This window comes from Listeria kieliensis (assembly GCF_003369925.1).
GTDB classification, from domain to species: Bacteria; Bacillota; Bacilli; order Lactobacillales; family Listeriaceae; genus Listeria; species Listeria kieliensis_A.
The window spans coordinates 777,991-795,465 of sequence record NZ_LARY01000001.1; the positions used below are offsets into that span (position 1 = coordinate 777,991).

A 17,475-nucleotide genomic window follows, 5' to 3' on the forward strand; every position below is an offset into this window, starting at 1 on the left:
AAAGCGGACGTTGAAAAAGGTTGTTCAACATCCGCTTTTTTATCCGAGGAGGCTGGTTCGTGATGGAATGGGCAGAAGTGGAAGTACATACCTTAAATGATGCGGTGGAGCCGATTGCTAATTTATTGAATGAACACGGGGCAAGTGGTGTTTCAATTGAAGATGTGGCAGATTTTTTCAAGGAAAGAGAAAATCAATTTGGCGAGATTTATGCATTAAATCGAGCGGATTACCCTGATGATGGTGTGATTATCAAGGCGTATTTTTTGAAAACAGAGGACTTTGTTGCTGGGATTCCTGCGCTTGAAAAAGCACTATTTGACCTTGCGAAATTTGATATTCCACTTGGAGAACTCAAGTTTTTTGTTAATGATGTTAACGATGATGACTGGGCGACCGCTTGGAAAAAGTATTATCATCCGGTTGCGATTACGGATTCGATCACGGTGGCCCCGACGTGGGAAGACTATCAACCTCGAGAAGATGAACTGGTGATTGAACTGGATCCTGGTATGGCTTTTGGGACAGGAACGCACCCGACAACGCAGCTTTCAATGCGCGCTATTAGCGAATTTATAGAGCCGAATGATCGTGTGATTGATGTTGGGACGGGGTCTGGCGTGCTTGCAATTTTATGTGCTAAGCTTGGAGCAGAATCGATTTTGGCTCTTGATTTGGATGAAGTGGCAGTTCGCGCTGCAAGAGAAAACGTATTGCAAAATCACGTCGAATCTAAAGTAGAGTTGCGTCAAAATGATTTGTTAAATGGCATTGAAGAGGAAGCAGATTTGATTGTCGCGAATATTCTAGCAGAAGTGATTTTGTTATTCCCAGATGACGTTTATCGTTTGCTTAAGCCGGGTGGTTATTTTATCGCATCTGGAATTATCGAAAACAAGGCGGAACAAGTTCGTGAAGCTCTTATTGAAGCTTCTCTTGTTGTGCTTGAAACAAGACAGCAAGGCGATTGGGTAGCCATTATTGCTAAGCGGAGTGAGGATTAAGCGATGCAACGGTATTTTATCGACCAAGTAATGGAGAAGGATATTCCAGTTCAAGTGTCTGGCGCGGATTTTCATCATATGGTCCGTGTTATGCGAATGAAAGCGGGCGACCAAGTTTGGCTGGTGGATTTAAATGAAAAGGTTGCACAGGCTGTCATACAGGAAGTTTTGGAAGACAAAGTAATACTTGCTGTTTCTAGCTTTCAGGAAAAAACGAGTGAGATGCCAGTTGAAATAACGGTGGCAAGTGGGCTTCCAAAGGGGGATAAACTCGATCTTGTGGTGCAAAAAGGGACAGAACTCGGTGCGACTGAATTTTTACTGTTTCAGGCGGAACGGTCGGTTTCGAAATGGGACGCTAAAAAAGTGCATAAAAAGATAGAACGACTTGAGCGAATTGCGAAGGAAGCGGCCGAACAATCGCACCGCGGCCGAATTCCTTTTCTTCGCTATTATTCGAGTTTGAAGGCGTTGCTAGAGTCTGAGGGGCAATCGTATGACTTTGTCGTCTGCGCATATGAAGAAAGTGCGAAGCAAGGCGAGTGTTCGAGCCTCGCGCAAGTGTTTCAAGACATGCCAAGCGGTTCGCGGTTACTTGTCATCTTTGGACCTGAAGGCGGCGTTTCGGGACAAGAAGTAGCGGAACTTAAAGGCTTAGAAGCGATATTTGCTGGACTGGGACCGAGAATTTTACGGACAGAAACGGCGCCGCTGTATCTTTTATCTGCGGCTTCGTTTTATTTTGAACTCAGCGGGAAAAGTGAAAATGAATAATCTAGAATAAAAATGCATAAAGTTAGTGATTTCATGTTGACGCACTTTTGAGTTTCCGCTATAATTTTAGATGAGTGAATGCTATTTCTGTTAAGCTTTAAAAGCCTGCTAACAGCTTGTTGGCATTCTGAAGCCTTATATGGATCCTGTTTTGGGTCTACGTAAGTGTCGGAGGGAGGGAAAGAGAGATGTCAAAAACAGTAGTTCGCAAAAACGAATCGCTTGACGATGCTCTTCGTCGCTTTAAACGTACTGTTTCTAAAAGCGGAACTTTGCAAGAATCGAGAAAGCGCGAATTTTATGAAAAGCCAAGCGTAAAACGCAAGAAAAAATCAGAAGCAGCTAGAAAACGCAAATTCTAATAGTTAAAGGCGATGATTTCATTGGCACTGCTTGATAAGTTAAATGAAGATATGAAGCAAGCTATGCGTGATAAAGAGAAAGAAAAACTTTCTGTTATCCGAATGTTAAAATCTGCTTTGCAAAATGAAGCAATCAATCAAGGTGGAGAGCTTTCCCCTGATGATGAAATCACTGTTCTTGCGCGCGAAATGAAACAGCGCAGAGATTCTCTTTCTGAGTTTGAAAAAGCTGGCAGGGATGATCTAGCTGAAAAAGTTCGTTCTGAAATCGAGATTGTTGAGGCTTATTCGCCAAAACAGCTTTCGGATGATGAGCTTGAAGAGATTGTAAAAGCAACAATTGCAGAAGTTGGAGCAACGTCTAAGGCTGACTTTGGGAAAGTCATGGGCGCTGTTATGCCGAAAGTAAAAGGCAAGGCCGACGGGAATGCAGTGAATAAATTTGTAAAACAGTATCTTTCATAAAACTTTAAAGACTAGCTTCGGCTAGTCTTTTTTATGCGAAAAATGAGGAGGCTCAACTTTTACTGGGAGATGCGGTTTTAATTCTTTCTTCTTTTCGTGTATAATGGGGAGGACTAAGGAAGTTAAAAGACAAAGGGGTTAGAGAATGCAAAACGGATCCTATAAAGAAACCGTCGAATTAAACGAAGGCATTGATGTGCGTGATTTATTTGGAAACCAAGATGCTCACTTAAACGTGCTTGAAGAAAGCTTAGCTGTGAGCCTCGTTTCACGTGGCGGAGAAATTTTAATTAGTGGAGAAGAGGAAAACGTCAAGCAGGCAAGACACGTCATTGCGGCTCTTCTTGCTGCGCTAAAGCGTGGCAATCATCTTGATGGTAGAGATGTCGCACAAGCAGTTAAAATGGAAAAAGGCGGTACGCTTGAATATTTTGGCACGCTTTTTGAGGATGAAATTACAAAAAATGCGCACGGAAAACCCGTTCGTCCGAAGACATTTGGGCAACGTGAATACATGCAAATGGTACGACGCTTTGATATTGTGTTTGGGATCGGACCTGCTGGAACAGGGAAGACGTATCTTGCTGTTGTTATGGCAATTGATGCGTGGAAAAAAGGTAAAGTTAGCAAAATCATTTTAACTCGTCCTGCTGTTGAAGCAGGAGAGAGTCTTGGTTTTTTACCAGGGGATTTAAAAGAAAAAGTAGATCCTTATTTACGGCCTGTTTATGATGCGCTTTACGACATTTTAGGTCTAGAACATACGACGCGTCTCATGGAACGTGGTGTGATTGAAATTGCCCCACTTGCCTATATGCGTGGTCGAACGCTAGACAATGCCTTTGTAATTTTGGATGAAGCGCAAAACACGACCATTGCCCAAATGAAAATGTTTTTAACGCGACTAGGCTATGATTCTAAAATGATTGTAAACGGGGATATGACACAAATTGATTTGCCAAAGGGAACAGTAAGTGGTCTTGTCAATGCGGAACAAGTTTTAAGTCAGGTAAAAAATATTGGTTTTGTTTATTTTGAACATCATGATGTTGTGCGTCATCCGCTCGTTGCTGAGATTATTAAAGCATATGAACGAAACTAAAGGAGCAAGATTTGTATGATGCAAAAATGGAAACATTTTTATGAAAAATATGGACAGAAATTCATCATCCCAGCTATTCTTGTAATTTTGATGGTTGTTTCTTATGTTTTGATGATTCAAATGACCAAACCTGAATCTTTTAATGCCAAGTTATTTTCTGTTGCGGAGCGTACCATTCGCTCGCCGCAAACGGTAATTGATACGAAGAAAACCGATGAAGAGAAAACGGCGGCAAAAGATTCAGTTGAAGATGTGTACACTTTTAATCGAGAAACGGCTCAAAATCGAGTTTCATTAATCAATTCTTTCTTTGCTTATGTAAGTGAAGTACAAGGCGAGGTTAAAGAAAAAACAGATAAAAAGGAAACTGTTTCTAATCCTGATAAATTAAAAATGCTGAAAGAAAAACTTTCAAGTAATGTTTCCGAAAAGGTGACTTCAAGTCTTTCAGATGAGGTTTTATTGCGCTTCCTAAATGCGAGTCCAAAAGAGCTAAACACCGCGAAGAAAACACTTTCAAGTGAAATTGAAAGTATTATGGCTGAAAGTGTTCGTGAGTCAGATTTAAATACTAAAAAAGTACAGGCGCGGGATGATATTGAACTCTCGAGCATTCCAGGTTCACTTAGATCAGCTGCAAAAACACTTGTGTCTTATGCAATTGTGCCAAATGAAACATACAATAAAAAAGAAACTGACATTAGGAAACGTGAGGCCGCTTCAAGTGTTATTCCTGAGAAAATTTTACAAGGTCAGGTCATTGTTCAGGAAGGGCAAATTATTGACCGAGAGACATACCGGCAACTTGGCTTGCTTAATCTTTTAGATCAAAAAATGCCCATTAAACAATATGCAGGCTATGCTTTACTTATTTTAGTACTAGCCTCTATTCTATATTTCTTTACAACAAAGACAAAAATGACGCGCAAGAAACGGCAGCAAACGCTACTGATTTTTGGAGTGGCTTTTGTTTTGACACTCATTTTGCTTTTTATTATTCGGCTGCTGGAGTCTGCTAATTTGAATAATATTTCGTTCTTGTTTCCTGCCGCATTTCTTCCAGTTATTTTAAAGATTTTACTACGCGAGCGCTATGCATTTCTTGGACTGTTATTTATTTCAATTACAAGTTTATTCGTTTTCCAGTCACACGAAACGAGCGTTGTGAGTAGTCTGATTACGCCGTTTATTTTGCTGAGCGGTTTTGCTGCAATCATTTCATTACGTGACTATTCAAAACGGATTGCCATTTTTCGGTCGGGGATGATCGTTGGGATATTTAATCTTTTTTGCGTGTTTTTCTTATTGCTTATTAACAATTCAATGATTTTGAGTGAAAGCACTCTTGAATCACTGTTTTATGCGTTTGCAGGTGGCGTTGGTGCCTTTATTTTGGCGCTTGGCTTGATTCCGCTGTTCGAATTTTTATTTGGTGTGTTAACGACAAGCAGGCTTGTGGAACTTGCTAATCCAAACCATCCGCTGTTAAAACGTATTTTGATGCGAGCGCCTGGAACGTATCACCACAGCATGATGGTTGCAAACCTTGCAGAAACTTGCGCGGATAAAATTGGAGCAAATGGCTTGCTTACACGTGTCGGTTGCTTTTATCATGATATAGGGAAGACGCTTCGCCCACCTTATTTCGTTGAAAACCAGCTACAAGGCATTAATCCGCATGATCGTTTGACGCCTAAACAAAGTCGAGATATCATCTTGGCGCATACCGTTGATGGTGCAGAAATTTTGCGAGAAAATCATATGCCGCAGCCTATTATTGATATTGCGCTTGAGCATCATGGAACGACTTTACTAAAGTATTTCTATTTGAAGGAAAAAGAAGAGAATCCAGATACAGAAGAAGCTGAGTTTCGTTATGCAGGTCCAAAACCGCAAACAAAGGAAGCAGCGATTATCAATATTTCAGATAGTGTTGAGGCGGCTGTGCGTGCGTCGGTTGATCCGACGAAAGAAAAAATCAAACAAATTATTGATGGCATTATTCGTGATCGTTTGCTAGATGGGCAATTTTCGGAATGTGATATTTCTCTAAAAGAAATTGAACAAATTCGGGAAACTTTGAATCAAACGCTAAATGGAATTTATCATCAACGAATTCAATATCCAGATGAGAAGAAAGGAGAAAATTAATGGCGATACTTGAGCTTGATTTAATAGATGAGACGGAACAACTTCCAGAAAAAGAGCAGCAGTTAGTCGCAGATGTTTTAGAATTTGCTGCCGGGTACTTAAAACTAGATGAAGGAACAGAGATGTCTGTAACTTTTATGGATAATGCTGGAATTCGTGAAATCAACCGCGAATACCGGTCAAAAGATGCCGCGACTGATGTGATTTCTTTTGCGCTAGAAGAGTTAGGGGAAGATGAGTTACCAATCATTTTCGAAGAAGATCAGTTGCCAAGAAACTTAGGGGATATCATTATTTCAACTGAACGTGCGAATGAGCAGGCCGCCGAATATGGCCATTCATTTGATCGAGAACTTGGTTTTCTAGCGGTTCATGGCTTGTTACACTTGCTTGGCTATGACCACATGGAAAAAGCAGATGAAGAAAAAATGTTTGGCTTACAAAAAGAAGTGTTGGATGCTTATGGCCTCAAACGATAGAAAATACAAACGCAGTCGCAGTTATTTTGCTTCTTTTAAGCATGCTTTTTGTGGGATCAAGACGACTTTAAAAGAAGAGCGAAATATGAAAATCCATGTCGCTTCAGCAGTTCTCGTTCTTCTGTTTGCAACTTTATTTCAAGTGAAAATGGTGGAATGGCTTGTCTTGCTTCTTTGCATTGGCCTTGTCATTGCACTTGAAACGGTCAATACGGCCATTGAGCGAACGATTGACACAATCACAGAAGAGTTCCTTCCAGAAGCAAAAAAAGCGAAGGATGCGGCTGCTGGAGCAGTTTTAATTGTGGCAACAATTTCAGCTATTATTGGGCTCATTATTTTTATCCCTTATTTTTGGCAATTATTTCATTTATAGATAGGAGTTTCCTGATATGAGAGAAACTAATTTTATTGACCTCGCAAAAAAAGCACGCGAGTTTGCTTATGTACCGTATTCCAACTTTCCTGTTGGAGCAGCACTTGTAACAAAAGATGATGAAGTGATTCTTGGTGCAAATATCGAAAATGCTTCTTACGGGTTATCTAATTGTGCGGAACGAACAGCGATTTTTAAGGCAGTTTCTGAAGGCAAGCGCGAATTTGAAAAGCTTGTTGTCGTAGCGGATACGGACGGACCAGTTTCACCTTGTGGAGCTTGCAGACAAGTAATCAGTGAATTTTGCAAACCGGATATGCCGGTTGTTTTAACAAATTTAAAGGGTGACGTGGCAGAGGTAACGGTAGCGGATCTTCTTCCAGGTGCATTTATGGCGGGGGATATGGATCATGAGCGATACATTTAAATCTGGCTTTGTAGCCATTGTAGGACGACCGAATGTTGGGAAGTCGACATTGCTTAACCGAATTATTGGACAAAAAATTGCGATTATGAGTGATAAAGCGCAAACGACGCGGAATAAAATCCAAGGGGTTTACACGACGGATGATGCGCAAGTTGTATTTATTGATACACCAGGCATTCATAAGCCAAAGCATAAACTAGGCGATTTCATGGTAAAAGTTGCACTAAACACTTTCCGAGAAGTTGACTTAATTTATTTTGTTATTGACGCTGACGCTGGCTTTGGTCGGGGTGACGAATTTATTATTCAAAAACTGGAACAAGTAGAAACGCCTGTTTTTCTATTGATTAATAAAATTGATCTTGTGACGCCAGAGGAACTCGTTCAACTGATCGAATTGTATAAAGAAAAACTTGATTTTGCGGAAATCATTCCCATTTCTGCACTTGAAGGAAATAACGTGCCAAATATGCTTGAAGAAACAGTGGATCACTTGGAAGAAGGTCCAATGTACTATCCCGAAGACCAAATCACAGACCATCCGGAACGTTTCATTATCTCAGAACTGATCCGCGAACAAGTTTTAAAATTAACACGTGAAGAAGTTCCACATTCTGTGGCTGTTGTGATTGAAGGAATTGAAAAAAATCCCAAAACGGAAAAGCTCACGATCATGGCCACTATCATTGTGGAGCGCAGTACGCAAAAGGGGATTATCATTGGTAAACAAGGGCAGATGCTAAAACAAATTGGCATGCGTGCTCGGAAAGAAATTGAATTGTTACTTGGCTCCAAAGTATTTCTTGAAGTCTGGGTTAAAGTTCAAAAAAATTGGCGAGATAAAGAGCATTATCTACAAGATTACGGCTTTGATCAAGATGAGTATTAAAAAAAGACGCGCTGATTTTGCGCGTCTTTTGTCTCATTCATGCCAAATTAAATTGTCGTATTCGACTTCTAATTCTCCTTTGCCGATGTACTTATAATAAATGTTGAAGTTTGCAGTTTTACCTGTTTCAATTTTTTCATGGAAGTAATCTTTCTTTAAAACGGTAGGATAATCATCTTTTCCATAGTTATAAAGATAGAAGTCTTTGGCAGAAACATAGATAGGTTCGGAACTTTTATTTTGTATGGTTACTTCAATTTGATAAGCTTTATCCAAACCGCATTCATCTAATTTTTGAACTTGTGGCTTCGAAACTTGTACGATTGCTTGTTCACTTGACTTTCCTTTCATGCCAAATGCGAGCTCATCATACTCATCTTCGTAGTCTTCATAGAATTCATCTTTTGACGAGGCGCTTGTTTCTTCCTCTACTTGAGTCTTGACGCTTGTTTCTTGATTTATGTAATAAAGGAAAGCTCCACTAAAGACAAACAAACTGATTAAAAGAACGGCTCCTCCGCTACTTACAAACCAGATAGCGGTTACTTTTCTAATCTTTAAAAATAAAAAAACGATTCCTATAATCAGAAGTACAAATGCAAAAAATGCGATAATGCCTATAATACCAATGATAACCATCTGATAGACTCCTTTTCTTCATTCAATAACGACATTGTATCATTTTTAACGAACAAGGGGAATAAAAAAAGAAGTTTTCTGTTATAATGTGATAGAAGAACTAAAGGAGGTGTGCAGTGTGGAGAAAGCTGAAGGAATCGTTTTACGCCAAACAAGTTACCGAGAATCAGACAAAATTATTGTTGTTTTCACCCGTGAATTCGGCAAAATTGGCATGGTTGCTCGTGGAGCTAAAAAAGGAAAAAGTCGCTTAGCTGCGGTTACTCAACCATTCACAACAGGAATGTTCTCTTTTTTTGGTGGTCGTGGGCTTGTTACGCTGCAGCAGGGTGATGTAATTCAAAACTTCTCAAGTATCCAGCAAGATATCTTTTTAACTGCATATGCTTCGTTTGTTTGCGAGTTGCTTGATAAAGCAACAGAAGAAAGGCAGAAAAACGAATATTTATTTGAACTCGCTTATGCAATTTTACGTGATATAGATGAAGGCTACGATGCCCAAATTTTAACGCAAATCTTTGAAATGAAAATGTTGAATGTACTTGGACTTTATCCCGTTATGGACAGGTGTGCGATTTGCTCTGAAACTGAAGGCCACTTTGATTTTTCTAGTGCAAGCGATGGACTGGTTTGTCATCGTTGTTTTGAGAAAGATCCATACCGGATGCACTTACCAGAAAATGTAGTGAAATTACTGCGCCTGTTTTATATGTTTCGGATTGAACGACTCGGTGAGATTCATGTTAAGCCGGAAACGAAAGTGTGGCTTGAAAAGGCTATCGATACGTATTATGATGAAAAATCTGGACTCTACTTGAAAAGCAAGAAATTTTTACGAGATATGTCCAAATGGAGCGGGGTATTTGAGAATAAGAATAAGGATTGACAAAATGGCTTCAATCCTTTATCTTTAGAGGTAAGAAGAATAATACATGCGAAGATGAAAAGGAGTAGAAACGAGCGCTGATCAATTAGCGAAATCGGGATAGTGAGAGCCGATGATCAACTGGTTTTGAAGGGCATTTCGGAGCGTGATTAAAGAAGGTGGAATCTTTCGTTTGAAAAGATTCAAATAGGGTGGAACCGCGAGTATCTCTCGTCCCTATATGCAAAACAGGCATATAGAGGCGAGAGTTTTTATGTGCTTTGGATCTAATCGGAGGTGGGAAAATGAATTTACAAACAATGATTCGAACGTTGCAAGATTACTGGTCGGAACAAGGCTGTATTATGTTGCAATCCTATGATGTTGAAAAAGGCGCGGGGACGATGAGTCCGTATACATTTTTAAAGGCGATTGGCCCTGAACCCTGGAAGGCAGCTTATGTGGAGCCGTCACGTCGACCTGCAGATGGCAGATATGGTGAAAATCCGAATCGGCTTTTCCAGCATCATCAATTCCAAGTAGTGATGAAGCCTTCACCGGATAATATTCAGGAATTGTATCTTGGTTCGCTAGAAAAAATTGGGATTGATCCTTTGAAACACGATATTCGTTTTGTGGAAGATAACTGGGAAAATCCATCACTTGGCTGTGCAGGGCTCGGCTGGGAAGTTTGGCTAGACGGAATGGAAATCACCCAATTTACTTATTTCCAGCAAGTAGGAGGGCTTGAGTGTTTCCCTGTAACATCAGAAATTACGTATGGTGTTGAGCGGCTTGCGAGCTATATTCAAGATAAAGAAAATGTTTTTGACCTTGAGTGGACGGAAGGAATCACGTACCGAGACATTTTTTATCAAGCGGAATACGAAAACTCAAAATATGCGTTTGAAACTTCGAATGCGGGTATGCTCCTTCAATTGTTTGATACTTATGAGCAAGAAGCCAGTAATCAAATGGAAGAAGGGCTTGTATTCCCGGCTTATGACTATGTTTTAAAATGTTCGCATACGTTTAATTTGCTTGATGCAAGAGGGGTTGTTTCTGTAACGGAAAGAGCTCAATATATCGGTCGTATTCGTCGTCTCGCGCGGCGAATTGCAAAAACTTTCTACGAAGAACGAGAAAAGCTAGGATTCCCCTTAATAAAGGAGGAGAGAACACATGAGTAAAGATTTCTTACTGGAAATAGGTTTAGAAGAAATGCCGGCGAAATATATTTCGGATTCGGCTAAACAACTTGAAAAACGAGCGGCTGAGTGGTTCGAAGAGCAAAAAATTGAGCACGGTGAAGTGATTTCTTTTCAGTCTCCTCGAAGACTTGCAGTGCTTGTGAAAGAAGTTTCCGAAAAGCAAGCTGACCGTATTGAAGAAGCAAAAGGGCCGGCGAAAAAAATCGCTTTTGATGAAGATGGAAACTGGTCAAAAGCAGCGCAAGGATTTGCTCGGGGGCACGGAGTTTCACCTGAAGAGTTTACTTTTCGTGAAATAAAAGGTGTGGAATACATCTATCTTGAGAAACAAGTAACGGGCATCGAGACAGAAACGCTTCTACCAGAAATCAAAAAAATTATTACGGATATGACTTTCCCGGTTAGTATGCACTGGGGAGCAAATGAAATGCGCTATATTCGTCCGATCAAATGGCTTGTTGCGTTATTTGGCCAAGAAATCGTTCCGTTTGAAGTAGCACAGGTGAAAACGGGAAATGTGAGCCGTGGGCATCGTTTTCTTGGACACGAAACGATGATACCTGAACCGAAAGAGTATGAAATGAAACTGCTTGAAGAGTTTGTTGTGGTTGATGCATGCAAACGAAAAGACGCGATCTGGGGACAAATTGAAGAAGTTTGTGTTGACAAAGGCTGGAGCGTTCCAAAAGATGAAGATTTACTTGAAGAAGTGAATAATCTTGTCGAATACCCGACAGTCCTCGAAGGTGAATTTGAAGAAAGCTTCTTGGATCTTCCCGAGGAGATTCTAATTACTTCGATGAAAGAACACCAACGTTATTTCCCTGTGTTTAATAAAGAAGGAGAGCTTTTGCCACACTTTATTACAGTTCGAAATGGCAATCACGAACATGCTGAAACAGTAGTTCGAGGAAATGAAAAAGTACTGCGCGCTCGTCTTTCTGATGGAGAGTTTTTCTATAAAGAAGACTTGAAAATGAAGATTGATGATGCGGTGGTGAAACTTTCTCACATTGTGTTCCATGAAAAACTGGGCACACTTTCTGAAAAAATGAAACGTGTGGAACAAGTTGCGTTACTTCTTGCAGATTTCCTATCCTGGAGCGATAGTGATAAAAAAGATGTTGCCCGTGCTGCTGAAATTTATAAATTTGATTTAGTAACAAATGTGGTGGGCGAGTTTCCTGAACTTCAAGGCATTATGGGCGAGAAGTATGCCCGCATTCAAGGAGAAAAGCCTGAAGTTGCGGCTGCAATCCGTGAACATTATATGCCAATATCTGCAGAAGGCGCCCTTCCGGAAACCGATTTAGGAAGTTTGCTTGCAGTTTCAGATAAGTTAGAAACATTAGTAAGCTTTTTCTGTGTGGGAATGATTCCAACGGGCTCACAAGATCCATTTAGCTTGCGACGCAGCGCTTTCGGCGTGATGCGAATTCTTTTGAATACGGGTTGGAATTTGCCGCTTGCCGAGTTGCTAAAAGAAATTGTCACGATTGAGCGAAATGCAGGAATTGCTACGCTTTCCGATGATGAAATCTATGCAGAAGTTCAAACTTTCTTGAAAAACCGTTTACGCGTGATTTTACAGGATCAAAAAGTTCGACTAGATATCATTGATTCTGTTACAAGCGAAGATGCTAACTTTGTACCTAATATCTTGGAGCGAGCGAAGCTATTAAATGAAAGTGCTCAAAAAGACTGGTTTAGACCAACGATTGAAGCTTTGTCTCGAGTCGCCAACATTGCGAAGAAACATGAAGAAGACGTGGAAATTAACGATCAGTTGTTTGAAAATGAAGCGGAGAAAAGATTGTTTGATGAACTGCTTTCCATGAAACGTGATTTTGCTGGCTTAACAAGTGAAGAACGTCTTGAACGCTTCCGCGAAATGCGTGGTGCAATTGACCAGTATTTTGATACGACACTTGTCATGAGCGAAGATAAAGAGCGTCGGAATAACCGTTTAGAACTTTTATTTGAATTAGCTGAGTTCATCAAAGAATTTGCGGAAATGGACGCTATTCATGTAAAATAGAAGAAGAGCAGGAAGCAGGAACTTTATTTTGAAAAGGTTCCTGCTTTTAAACGAAAAGGAGCGTAAAAAATGACCCAACCAGCAGTTTATGTCGTTTCCGATTCGACGGGTGAAACCGCGGAACTGGTCACAAGAGCCGCACTTTCACAATTTGGACAAACGCCAAGGTTTATTCATCGCTTTCATCATATTGATTCAAAAGATTTAATCGAAGAAATTGTCGATCTCGTTGCGGTTAATCACGGGATTATTGTGCACACCGTCGTGTTAGAAGAAATTCGGACGGAGTTAAATAAACAAGCAGAAGCTTATGGTGTCCCGATTATTGATATTTTTGGCCCACTATTGGCTCAGCTTGAGAAAACGTATAAAATCAAGCCACTTTCAGAGCCGGGGCGCGTTCGTTCGCTCGATGAAGCGTATTTTAACAAAGTCGCAGCGATTGAGTTTGCCGTTGAAAATGATGATGGCAGGAATCCTCGGGGAATTCTTCAAGCCGACTATGTGTTAATTGGTGTTTCACGAACTTCCAAAACACCCTTGTCACAGTATTTGGCTCTCAAAGGACTTAAAATCTGTAACATCCCGATTGTGCCTGAAGCTGAGATTCCAGAAGAGCTCTTTGAGATCGATCCGAAAAAAATCATTGGATTAAAAATTAGTCGTACCAAACTCAATCAAATTCGTTCCAAGCGACTCATTTCAATGGGATTAAGTGGTGCAGGGATGTATTCAAGTGATGACCGAATTACCGAGGAATTAAAATTCTTTAAAATTTTAACGGATAAATTGGATTGTTTTGTACTCGATGTCACGAATAAAGCCATCGAAGAGACAGCAAATGATATTTTGATGCACATTGGTGAAATTGCTGATGAAAATTTAGAACTTTAAGAAGGACTTTTTGATTCTATGTCGAATATATATATTATACGGGGTTTATACGCTTGAAAAAAGTTGCCTAATCTCGTATAATTCATTTTTGTGGATTCTTTTCTACAATGTATGTTTAGAGATGAAAAACGGGTTTTTTGGCTCGTTTTTTGATTTGTTTATAGCAAGCAAAGGAGGGAAGTTTTTGCCTAAGATTATTGTCGATGCGGATGCCTGCCCAGTCAAAGAAGAAATCAAATCGCTTGCTCAAACTTTTCATTTAGAAGTGATCTACGTGGCTTCCTATAATCATTTTGGCGCAAATCGTGCAGATGAACACTGGGTCTATGTGGATACCGAAAAAGAAGCAGCGGACCTTCGAATAGTAAATCTATCGAAGAAAGGCGACATCGTCATTACACAAGATATTGGACTTGCCAGTATGTTGCTTTCGAAATGCACGGTTTTTTCAAATCGTGGTGAAATTTATCAAGATGAAATGATGACGCTGATGCTAGAACAGCGTGAATCACGTGCAAAGGCAAGACGAAGAGGTGAGTACGGGAAGGGTCCAAAAGCCATGACAGATCAAGATCGACAAACTTTTAAGCAAAATCTGGAACAGTTTTTAATGAATTTAAAATTCTTAGGAGTTGACGATAAATGACACAAAGAATTCCTGAGGAAACGATTGAACAAGTTCGAAATCAAGCGGATATTGTCGATGTTATAGGGAATTACGTTCAGCTCAAGAAACAAGGGCGAAACTATATCGGTTTATGCCCATTTCACGGCGAAAAAACACCTTCATTTTCTGTGTCTCCTGAAAAACAAATTTTTCATTGTTTTGGTTGTGGGAAAGGTGGAAATGTTTTTTCATTTTTAATGGAACACGATCATCTTTCTTTTGTAGAGTCAGTGAAAAAAGCGGCGGACCTTGCACATGTAGATGTAACGCTTCCAGAAAATGTTGCAGAAGCAGAAGGAAGTGCACCTCGCGTTACAAGTGAAGCACAAAAAATGATCGAGCTGAATCAGCTTGCTGCTAAGCTGTATCACTATTTGTTGATGGAAACAGAGGAAGGTTATAAAGCGCTACAATATTTAAAAGAACGTGGTATGACGGAAGCGAGTATGACAGAATTTCAAATTGGATTTGCGCCGAATCACCACGCAACGGTGTCATCGTTTTTAGAAAAGCGAGGCGCCGATTTAGATTTAGCAGTAGAAGCTGGACTTTTGACCGAACGAGAAGATGGCTCAATCGTAGACCGCTTTCGGAGTCGCATCATGTTCCCCATTACTGATGATCGCGGGCAGCTCGTCGGCTTTTCAGGGCGCCTAATTGATCAAGAAAATGGGCCCAAATATCTAAATACGCCAGAAACACCTTTATTTAACAAAAGACGCTTGCTTTATCATTTTTCAGAAGGTAGAACCGACATCAGAAGGCGAGAAGAAGTACTTTTGCTTGAAGGATTTATGGATGTGATTTCTGCGTCAGATGCAGGCCTTGCCAATGGAATTGCTTCGATGGGGACGAGCTTAACAGAAGAGCATATTGGGCTTGTTCGTCGAATTGCGAATCGAGCAGTGATTAGCTATGATGGCGACCGAGCTGGAATTGAAGCGGCTTATAAAGCGGGTCTCTTATTAGAAGAAAAAAGTCGAATGGAAATTTTTGTTTTAGCGCTTCCTGGCGGGAAAGACCCCGATGAATTTATTAAAGAATATGGGGCTGAACGCTTTTTGGAAGTCTATTTGCACGAACGGATGACTTGGACAGCCTACAAACTCTTTTATTTACGAAAACAGCGAAACTTGCAAAACTATTCTGAACGACTTCAGTATATGGATGAAGCGTTAACTGAGATTGGTAAGCTAAGTCAAGCGGTGGAACGAGAGCTTTATTTGAAGCAATTAGCCGATGAATTTGAAATCTCTATTCCGGCATTAAAAGAACAGTTGCAGCAAAAAATTGTAGAGCAAAAGAGCATGCCAAATAGAGCGCCATCTGAAGAGGATTTTTTACTCGATTTAGCACCGCCACCTGATGATTTTTATGGTGGCTTAGTAGGCACTCAACCGGTTAGACAAACGCTTCAAGCCTATCACGCTTCTGAATATTTACTGATGAAAGCGATGATTGGAAGCGAGGAAGCTTTTTCTGCGATTCATCAGCTCCTTGATGGGCTTAATTTTCAACATGACGAGTTTCAAGCTTTATATACGCATTTAATGGCGTATTATTTAGATGGGAATGCAGCGGATCCAAATCGCTTTATGGATTATTTGACGGATCCGACACTGAAAAATTTAATTTCTGAACTTGTGATGCTTGAAACACCAGAAGAGGCTACTACTGAGGAATATCTGGATTATATTAACAGCTTAAAAAAACAAATTTTACTAGATCGCATCAAGCAAAAAGAAGCAGAAGCTAGTGAAAAAGACCGATTAGGGGATCATGATGCTGCTAAACAAGCGCTTGCAGAATTTATTTCTTTGCGCCAAAAATTAGCAAAAGGAGATTATGAACTTTAATGGTGTGAAACGTTTTAAAACTGCCAAATAATGGTATGGAATAGATGAGTATCCATGAGCGGGCAGTATTTTTGAGAGGAGGAAGCAGCAGTATGAGCGAAAAACAAGAAAATGTGAAACCAAATACTGAAACAGTAGAACAAGTTAAAGAAACCCTAATTGGAGAGGGGAAAAAAGTAGGGATTTTAACCTACAGTAATATTGCTGCCAAATTAGCTCCTTTTGCACTTGATTCTGATCAAATGGATGAGTTTTTAGAACATTTAACGCAAGTAGGGATTGAAGTTGCGGATGATGATGACGATGCCGATCCAGATGAGAAAGAGCTTGTAAAAGAAGAAAATGAAGAATTTGATTTAACGGATATGAGTGTGCCACCAGGTGTTAAAATTAATGATCCTGTTAGAATGTATTTGAAAGAAATTGGCCGTGTTGATTTGCTTTCTGCTGACGAGGAAATTGCACTTGCTAAGCGAATTGAAAAAGGGGACATTGAAGCTAAGGGCCGCCTTGCAGAAGCTAACTTACGTCTAGTTGTCAGCATTGCTAAGCGTTATGTTGGGCGTGGCATGCTGTTTCTTGACTTGATTCAAGAAGGAAACATGGGACTTATGAAAGCCGTCGAAAAGTTTGATTTTAACAAAGGCTTTAAATTCAGTACCTATGCAACGTGGTGGATTCGTCAGGCGATTACAAGAGCGATTGCCGACCAGGCGCGTACGATTCGGATTCCTGTTCATATGGTTGAAACGATCAACAAATTGATTCGGGTACAACGTTCGCTTCTACAGGATCTTGGTCGTGATCCTTCACCGGAAGAAATCGGAGAAGAAATGGATTTACCTACTGAAAAAGTACGTGAAATTCTTAAGATTGCTCAAGAACCAGTTTCACTTGAAACGCCAATCGGGGAAGAAGACGATTCGCATTTGGGAGACTTTATTGAAGACCAAGAAGCAACTTCGCCATCTGACCATGCAGCTTATGAATTGCTTAAAGAACAGCTTGAAGATGTTCTTGATACGCTGACAGACCGTGAGGAAAATGTTTTGCGTCTTCGCTTTGGCTTAGATGATGGAAGAACGCGTACACTCGAAGAAGTTGGACGTGTATTTGGAGTAACTCGTGAACGGATTCGACAAATTGAAGCAAAAGCACTTCGCAAGCTTCGTCATCCAAGCAGAAGTAAACAATTGAAAGACTTTTTAGAGTGAAAATTGATGTGCGCCACATTCTGGATTCAGATGTGGCGCTTACTTAAAGATATGATGCTTGA

At 40.3% G+C, this 17,475-nt stretch carries 18 protein-coding genes; 17 read left to right on the top strand and 1 reads right to left on the bottom strand.

Going from position 1 to position 17,475, the window contains the following annotated elements; all coding sequences use genetic code 11:
* Positions 1-62 precede the first annotated feature (62 nt).
* From prmA to era, 10 genes are all read left to right on the top strand, one after another.
* Positions 63-1,004, top strand: coding sequence for a 50S ribosomal protein L11 methyltransferase (gene prmA, locus UR08_RS03900; protein ID WP_115752342.1), 942 nt, complete (start codon positions 63-65; stop codon positions 1,002-1,004).
* Positions 1,005-1,007: 3 nt separating this feature from the next.
* Positions 1,008-1,778 (top strand): 16S rRNA (uracil(1498)-N(3))-methyltransferase, encoded by a 771-nt coding sequence (locus UR08_RS03905; protein WP_115752343.1) that lies wholly within the window; start codon positions 1,008-1,010, stop codon positions 1,776-1,778.
* A 188-nt stretch (positions 1,779-1,966) separates the two neighbouring features.
* Positions 1,967-2,140: a 30S ribosomal protein S21 gene (gene rpsU / locus UR08_RS03910; protein ID WP_036074031.1), complete on the top strand. Its 174-nt coding sequence runs from the start codon at positions 1,967-1,969 to the stop codon at positions 2,138-2,140.
* A 21-nt stretch (positions 2,141-2,161) separates the two neighbouring features.
* Positions 2,162-2,605 carry a GatB/YqeY domain-containing protein gene (locus UR08_RS03915; protein WP_115752344.1) on the top strand — a complete coding sequence of 148 codons (444 nt, stop codon included), beginning with the start codon at positions 2,162-2,164 and terminating at the stop codon, positions 2,603-2,605.
* Positions 2,606-2,750: 145 nt separating this feature from the next.
* On the top strand, positions 2,751-3,707 hold the full coding sequence (locus UR08_RS03920) for a PhoH family protein (protein ID WP_115752345.1): 957 nt from the start codon (positions 2,751-2,753) through the stop codon (positions 3,705-3,707).
* A gap of 15 nt (positions 3,708-3,722) precedes the next feature.
* Positions 3,723-5,858, top strand: coding sequence for an HD family phosphohydrolase (locus UR08_RS03925; protein WP_276309258.1), 2,136 nt, complete (start codon positions 3,723-3,725; stop codon positions 5,856-5,858).
* Positions 5,858-6,337 carry an rRNA maturation RNase YbeY gene (gene ybeY, locus UR08_RS03930; protein WP_115752347.1) on the top strand — a complete coding sequence of 160 codons (480 nt, stop codon included), beginning with the start codon at positions 5,858-5,860 and terminating at the stop codon, positions 6,335-6,337. The genes UR08_RS03925 and ybeY overlap by 1 nt, the downstream gene beginning before the upstream one ends.
* Positions 6,315-6,713, top strand: coding sequence for a diacylglycerol kinase family protein (locus UR08_RS03935; RefSeq protein ID WP_115752348.1), 399 nt, complete (start codon positions 6,315-6,317; stop codon positions 6,711-6,713). The genes ybeY and UR08_RS03935 overlap by 23 nt, the downstream gene beginning before the upstream one ends.
* Positions 6,714-6,729: 16 nt before the next feature.
* Positions 6,730-7,140 (top strand): cytidine deaminase, encoded by a 411-nt coding sequence (locus tag UR08_RS03940; protein ID WP_115752349.1) that lies wholly within the window; start codon positions 6,730-6,732, stop codon positions 7,138-7,140.
* Positions 7,124-8,029, top strand: a complete 906-nt coding sequence (era, locus tag UR08_RS03945; protein ID WP_115752350.1) for a GTPase Era — start codon at positions 7,124-7,126, stop codon at positions 8,027-8,029. Before UR08_RS03940 ends, era begins: the two co-directional genes overlap by 17 nt.
* A 33-nt stretch (positions 8,030-8,062) precedes the next feature.
* Here the strand turns inward: era and UR08_RS03950 are convergent, their stop codons facing one another.
* Positions 8,063-8,668, bottom strand: coding sequence for a hypothetical protein (locus tag UR08_RS03950; RefSeq protein WP_115752351.1), 606 nt, complete (start codon positions 8,666-8,668; stop codon positions 8,063-8,065).
* 118 nt (positions 8,669-8,786) lie between these two features.
* On the opposite strand from UR08_RS03950, the gene recO reads away from it, so the two are divergent.
* From recO to rpoD, 7 genes are all read left to right on the top strand, one after another.
* The gene (gene recO / locus UR08_RS03955; RefSeq protein WP_115752352.1) at positions 8,787-9,554 is read left to right on the top strand and encodes a DNA repair protein RecO; all 768 of its coding nucleotides are present in this window, start codon (positions 8,787-8,789) and stop codon (positions 9,552-9,554) included.
* 284 nt (positions 9,555-9,838) lie between these two features.
* Complete coding sequence (gene glyQ, locus UR08_RS03960) at positions 9,839-10,723, top strand: glycine--tRNA ligase subunit alpha (protein WP_115752353.1); 885 nt, start codon at positions 9,839-9,841, stop codon at positions 10,721-10,723.
* Positions 10,716-12,782 carry a glycine--tRNA ligase subunit beta gene (glyS, locus tag UR08_RS03965; RefSeq protein ID WP_115752354.1) on the top strand — a complete coding sequence of 689 codons (2,067 nt, stop codon included), beginning with the start codon at positions 10,716-10,718 and terminating at the stop codon, positions 12,780-12,782. The genes glyQ and glyS overlap by 8 nt, the downstream gene beginning before the upstream one ends.
* 69 nt (positions 12,783-12,851) lie before the next feature.
* Complete coding sequence (locus tag UR08_RS03970) at positions 12,852-13,676, top strand: pyruvate, water dikinase regulatory protein (protein WP_115752355.1); 825 nt, start codon at positions 12,852-12,854, stop codon at positions 13,674-13,676.
* Between the two features lie 184 nt (positions 13,677-13,860).
* Positions 13,861-14,322, top strand: coding sequence for a YaiI/YqxD family protein (locus UR08_RS03975; protein ID WP_115752356.1), 462 nt, complete (start codon positions 13,861-13,863; stop codon positions 14,320-14,322).
* The gene (gene dnaG, locus UR08_RS03980; RefSeq protein WP_115752357.1) at positions 14,319-16,199 is read left to right on the top strand and encodes a DNA primase; all 1,881 of its coding nucleotides are present in this window, start codon (positions 14,319-14,321) and stop codon (positions 16,197-16,199) included. The genes UR08_RS03975 and dnaG overlap by 4 nt, the downstream gene beginning before the upstream one ends.
* 92 nt (positions 16,200-16,291) lie before the next feature.
* Positions 16,292-17,413: an RNA polymerase sigma factor RpoD gene (gene rpoD, locus UR08_RS03985; RefSeq protein WP_115752358.1), complete on the top strand. Its 1,122-nt coding sequence runs from the start codon at positions 16,292-16,294 to the stop codon at positions 17,411-17,413.
* Positions 17,414-17,475 lie beyond the last annotated feature (62 nt).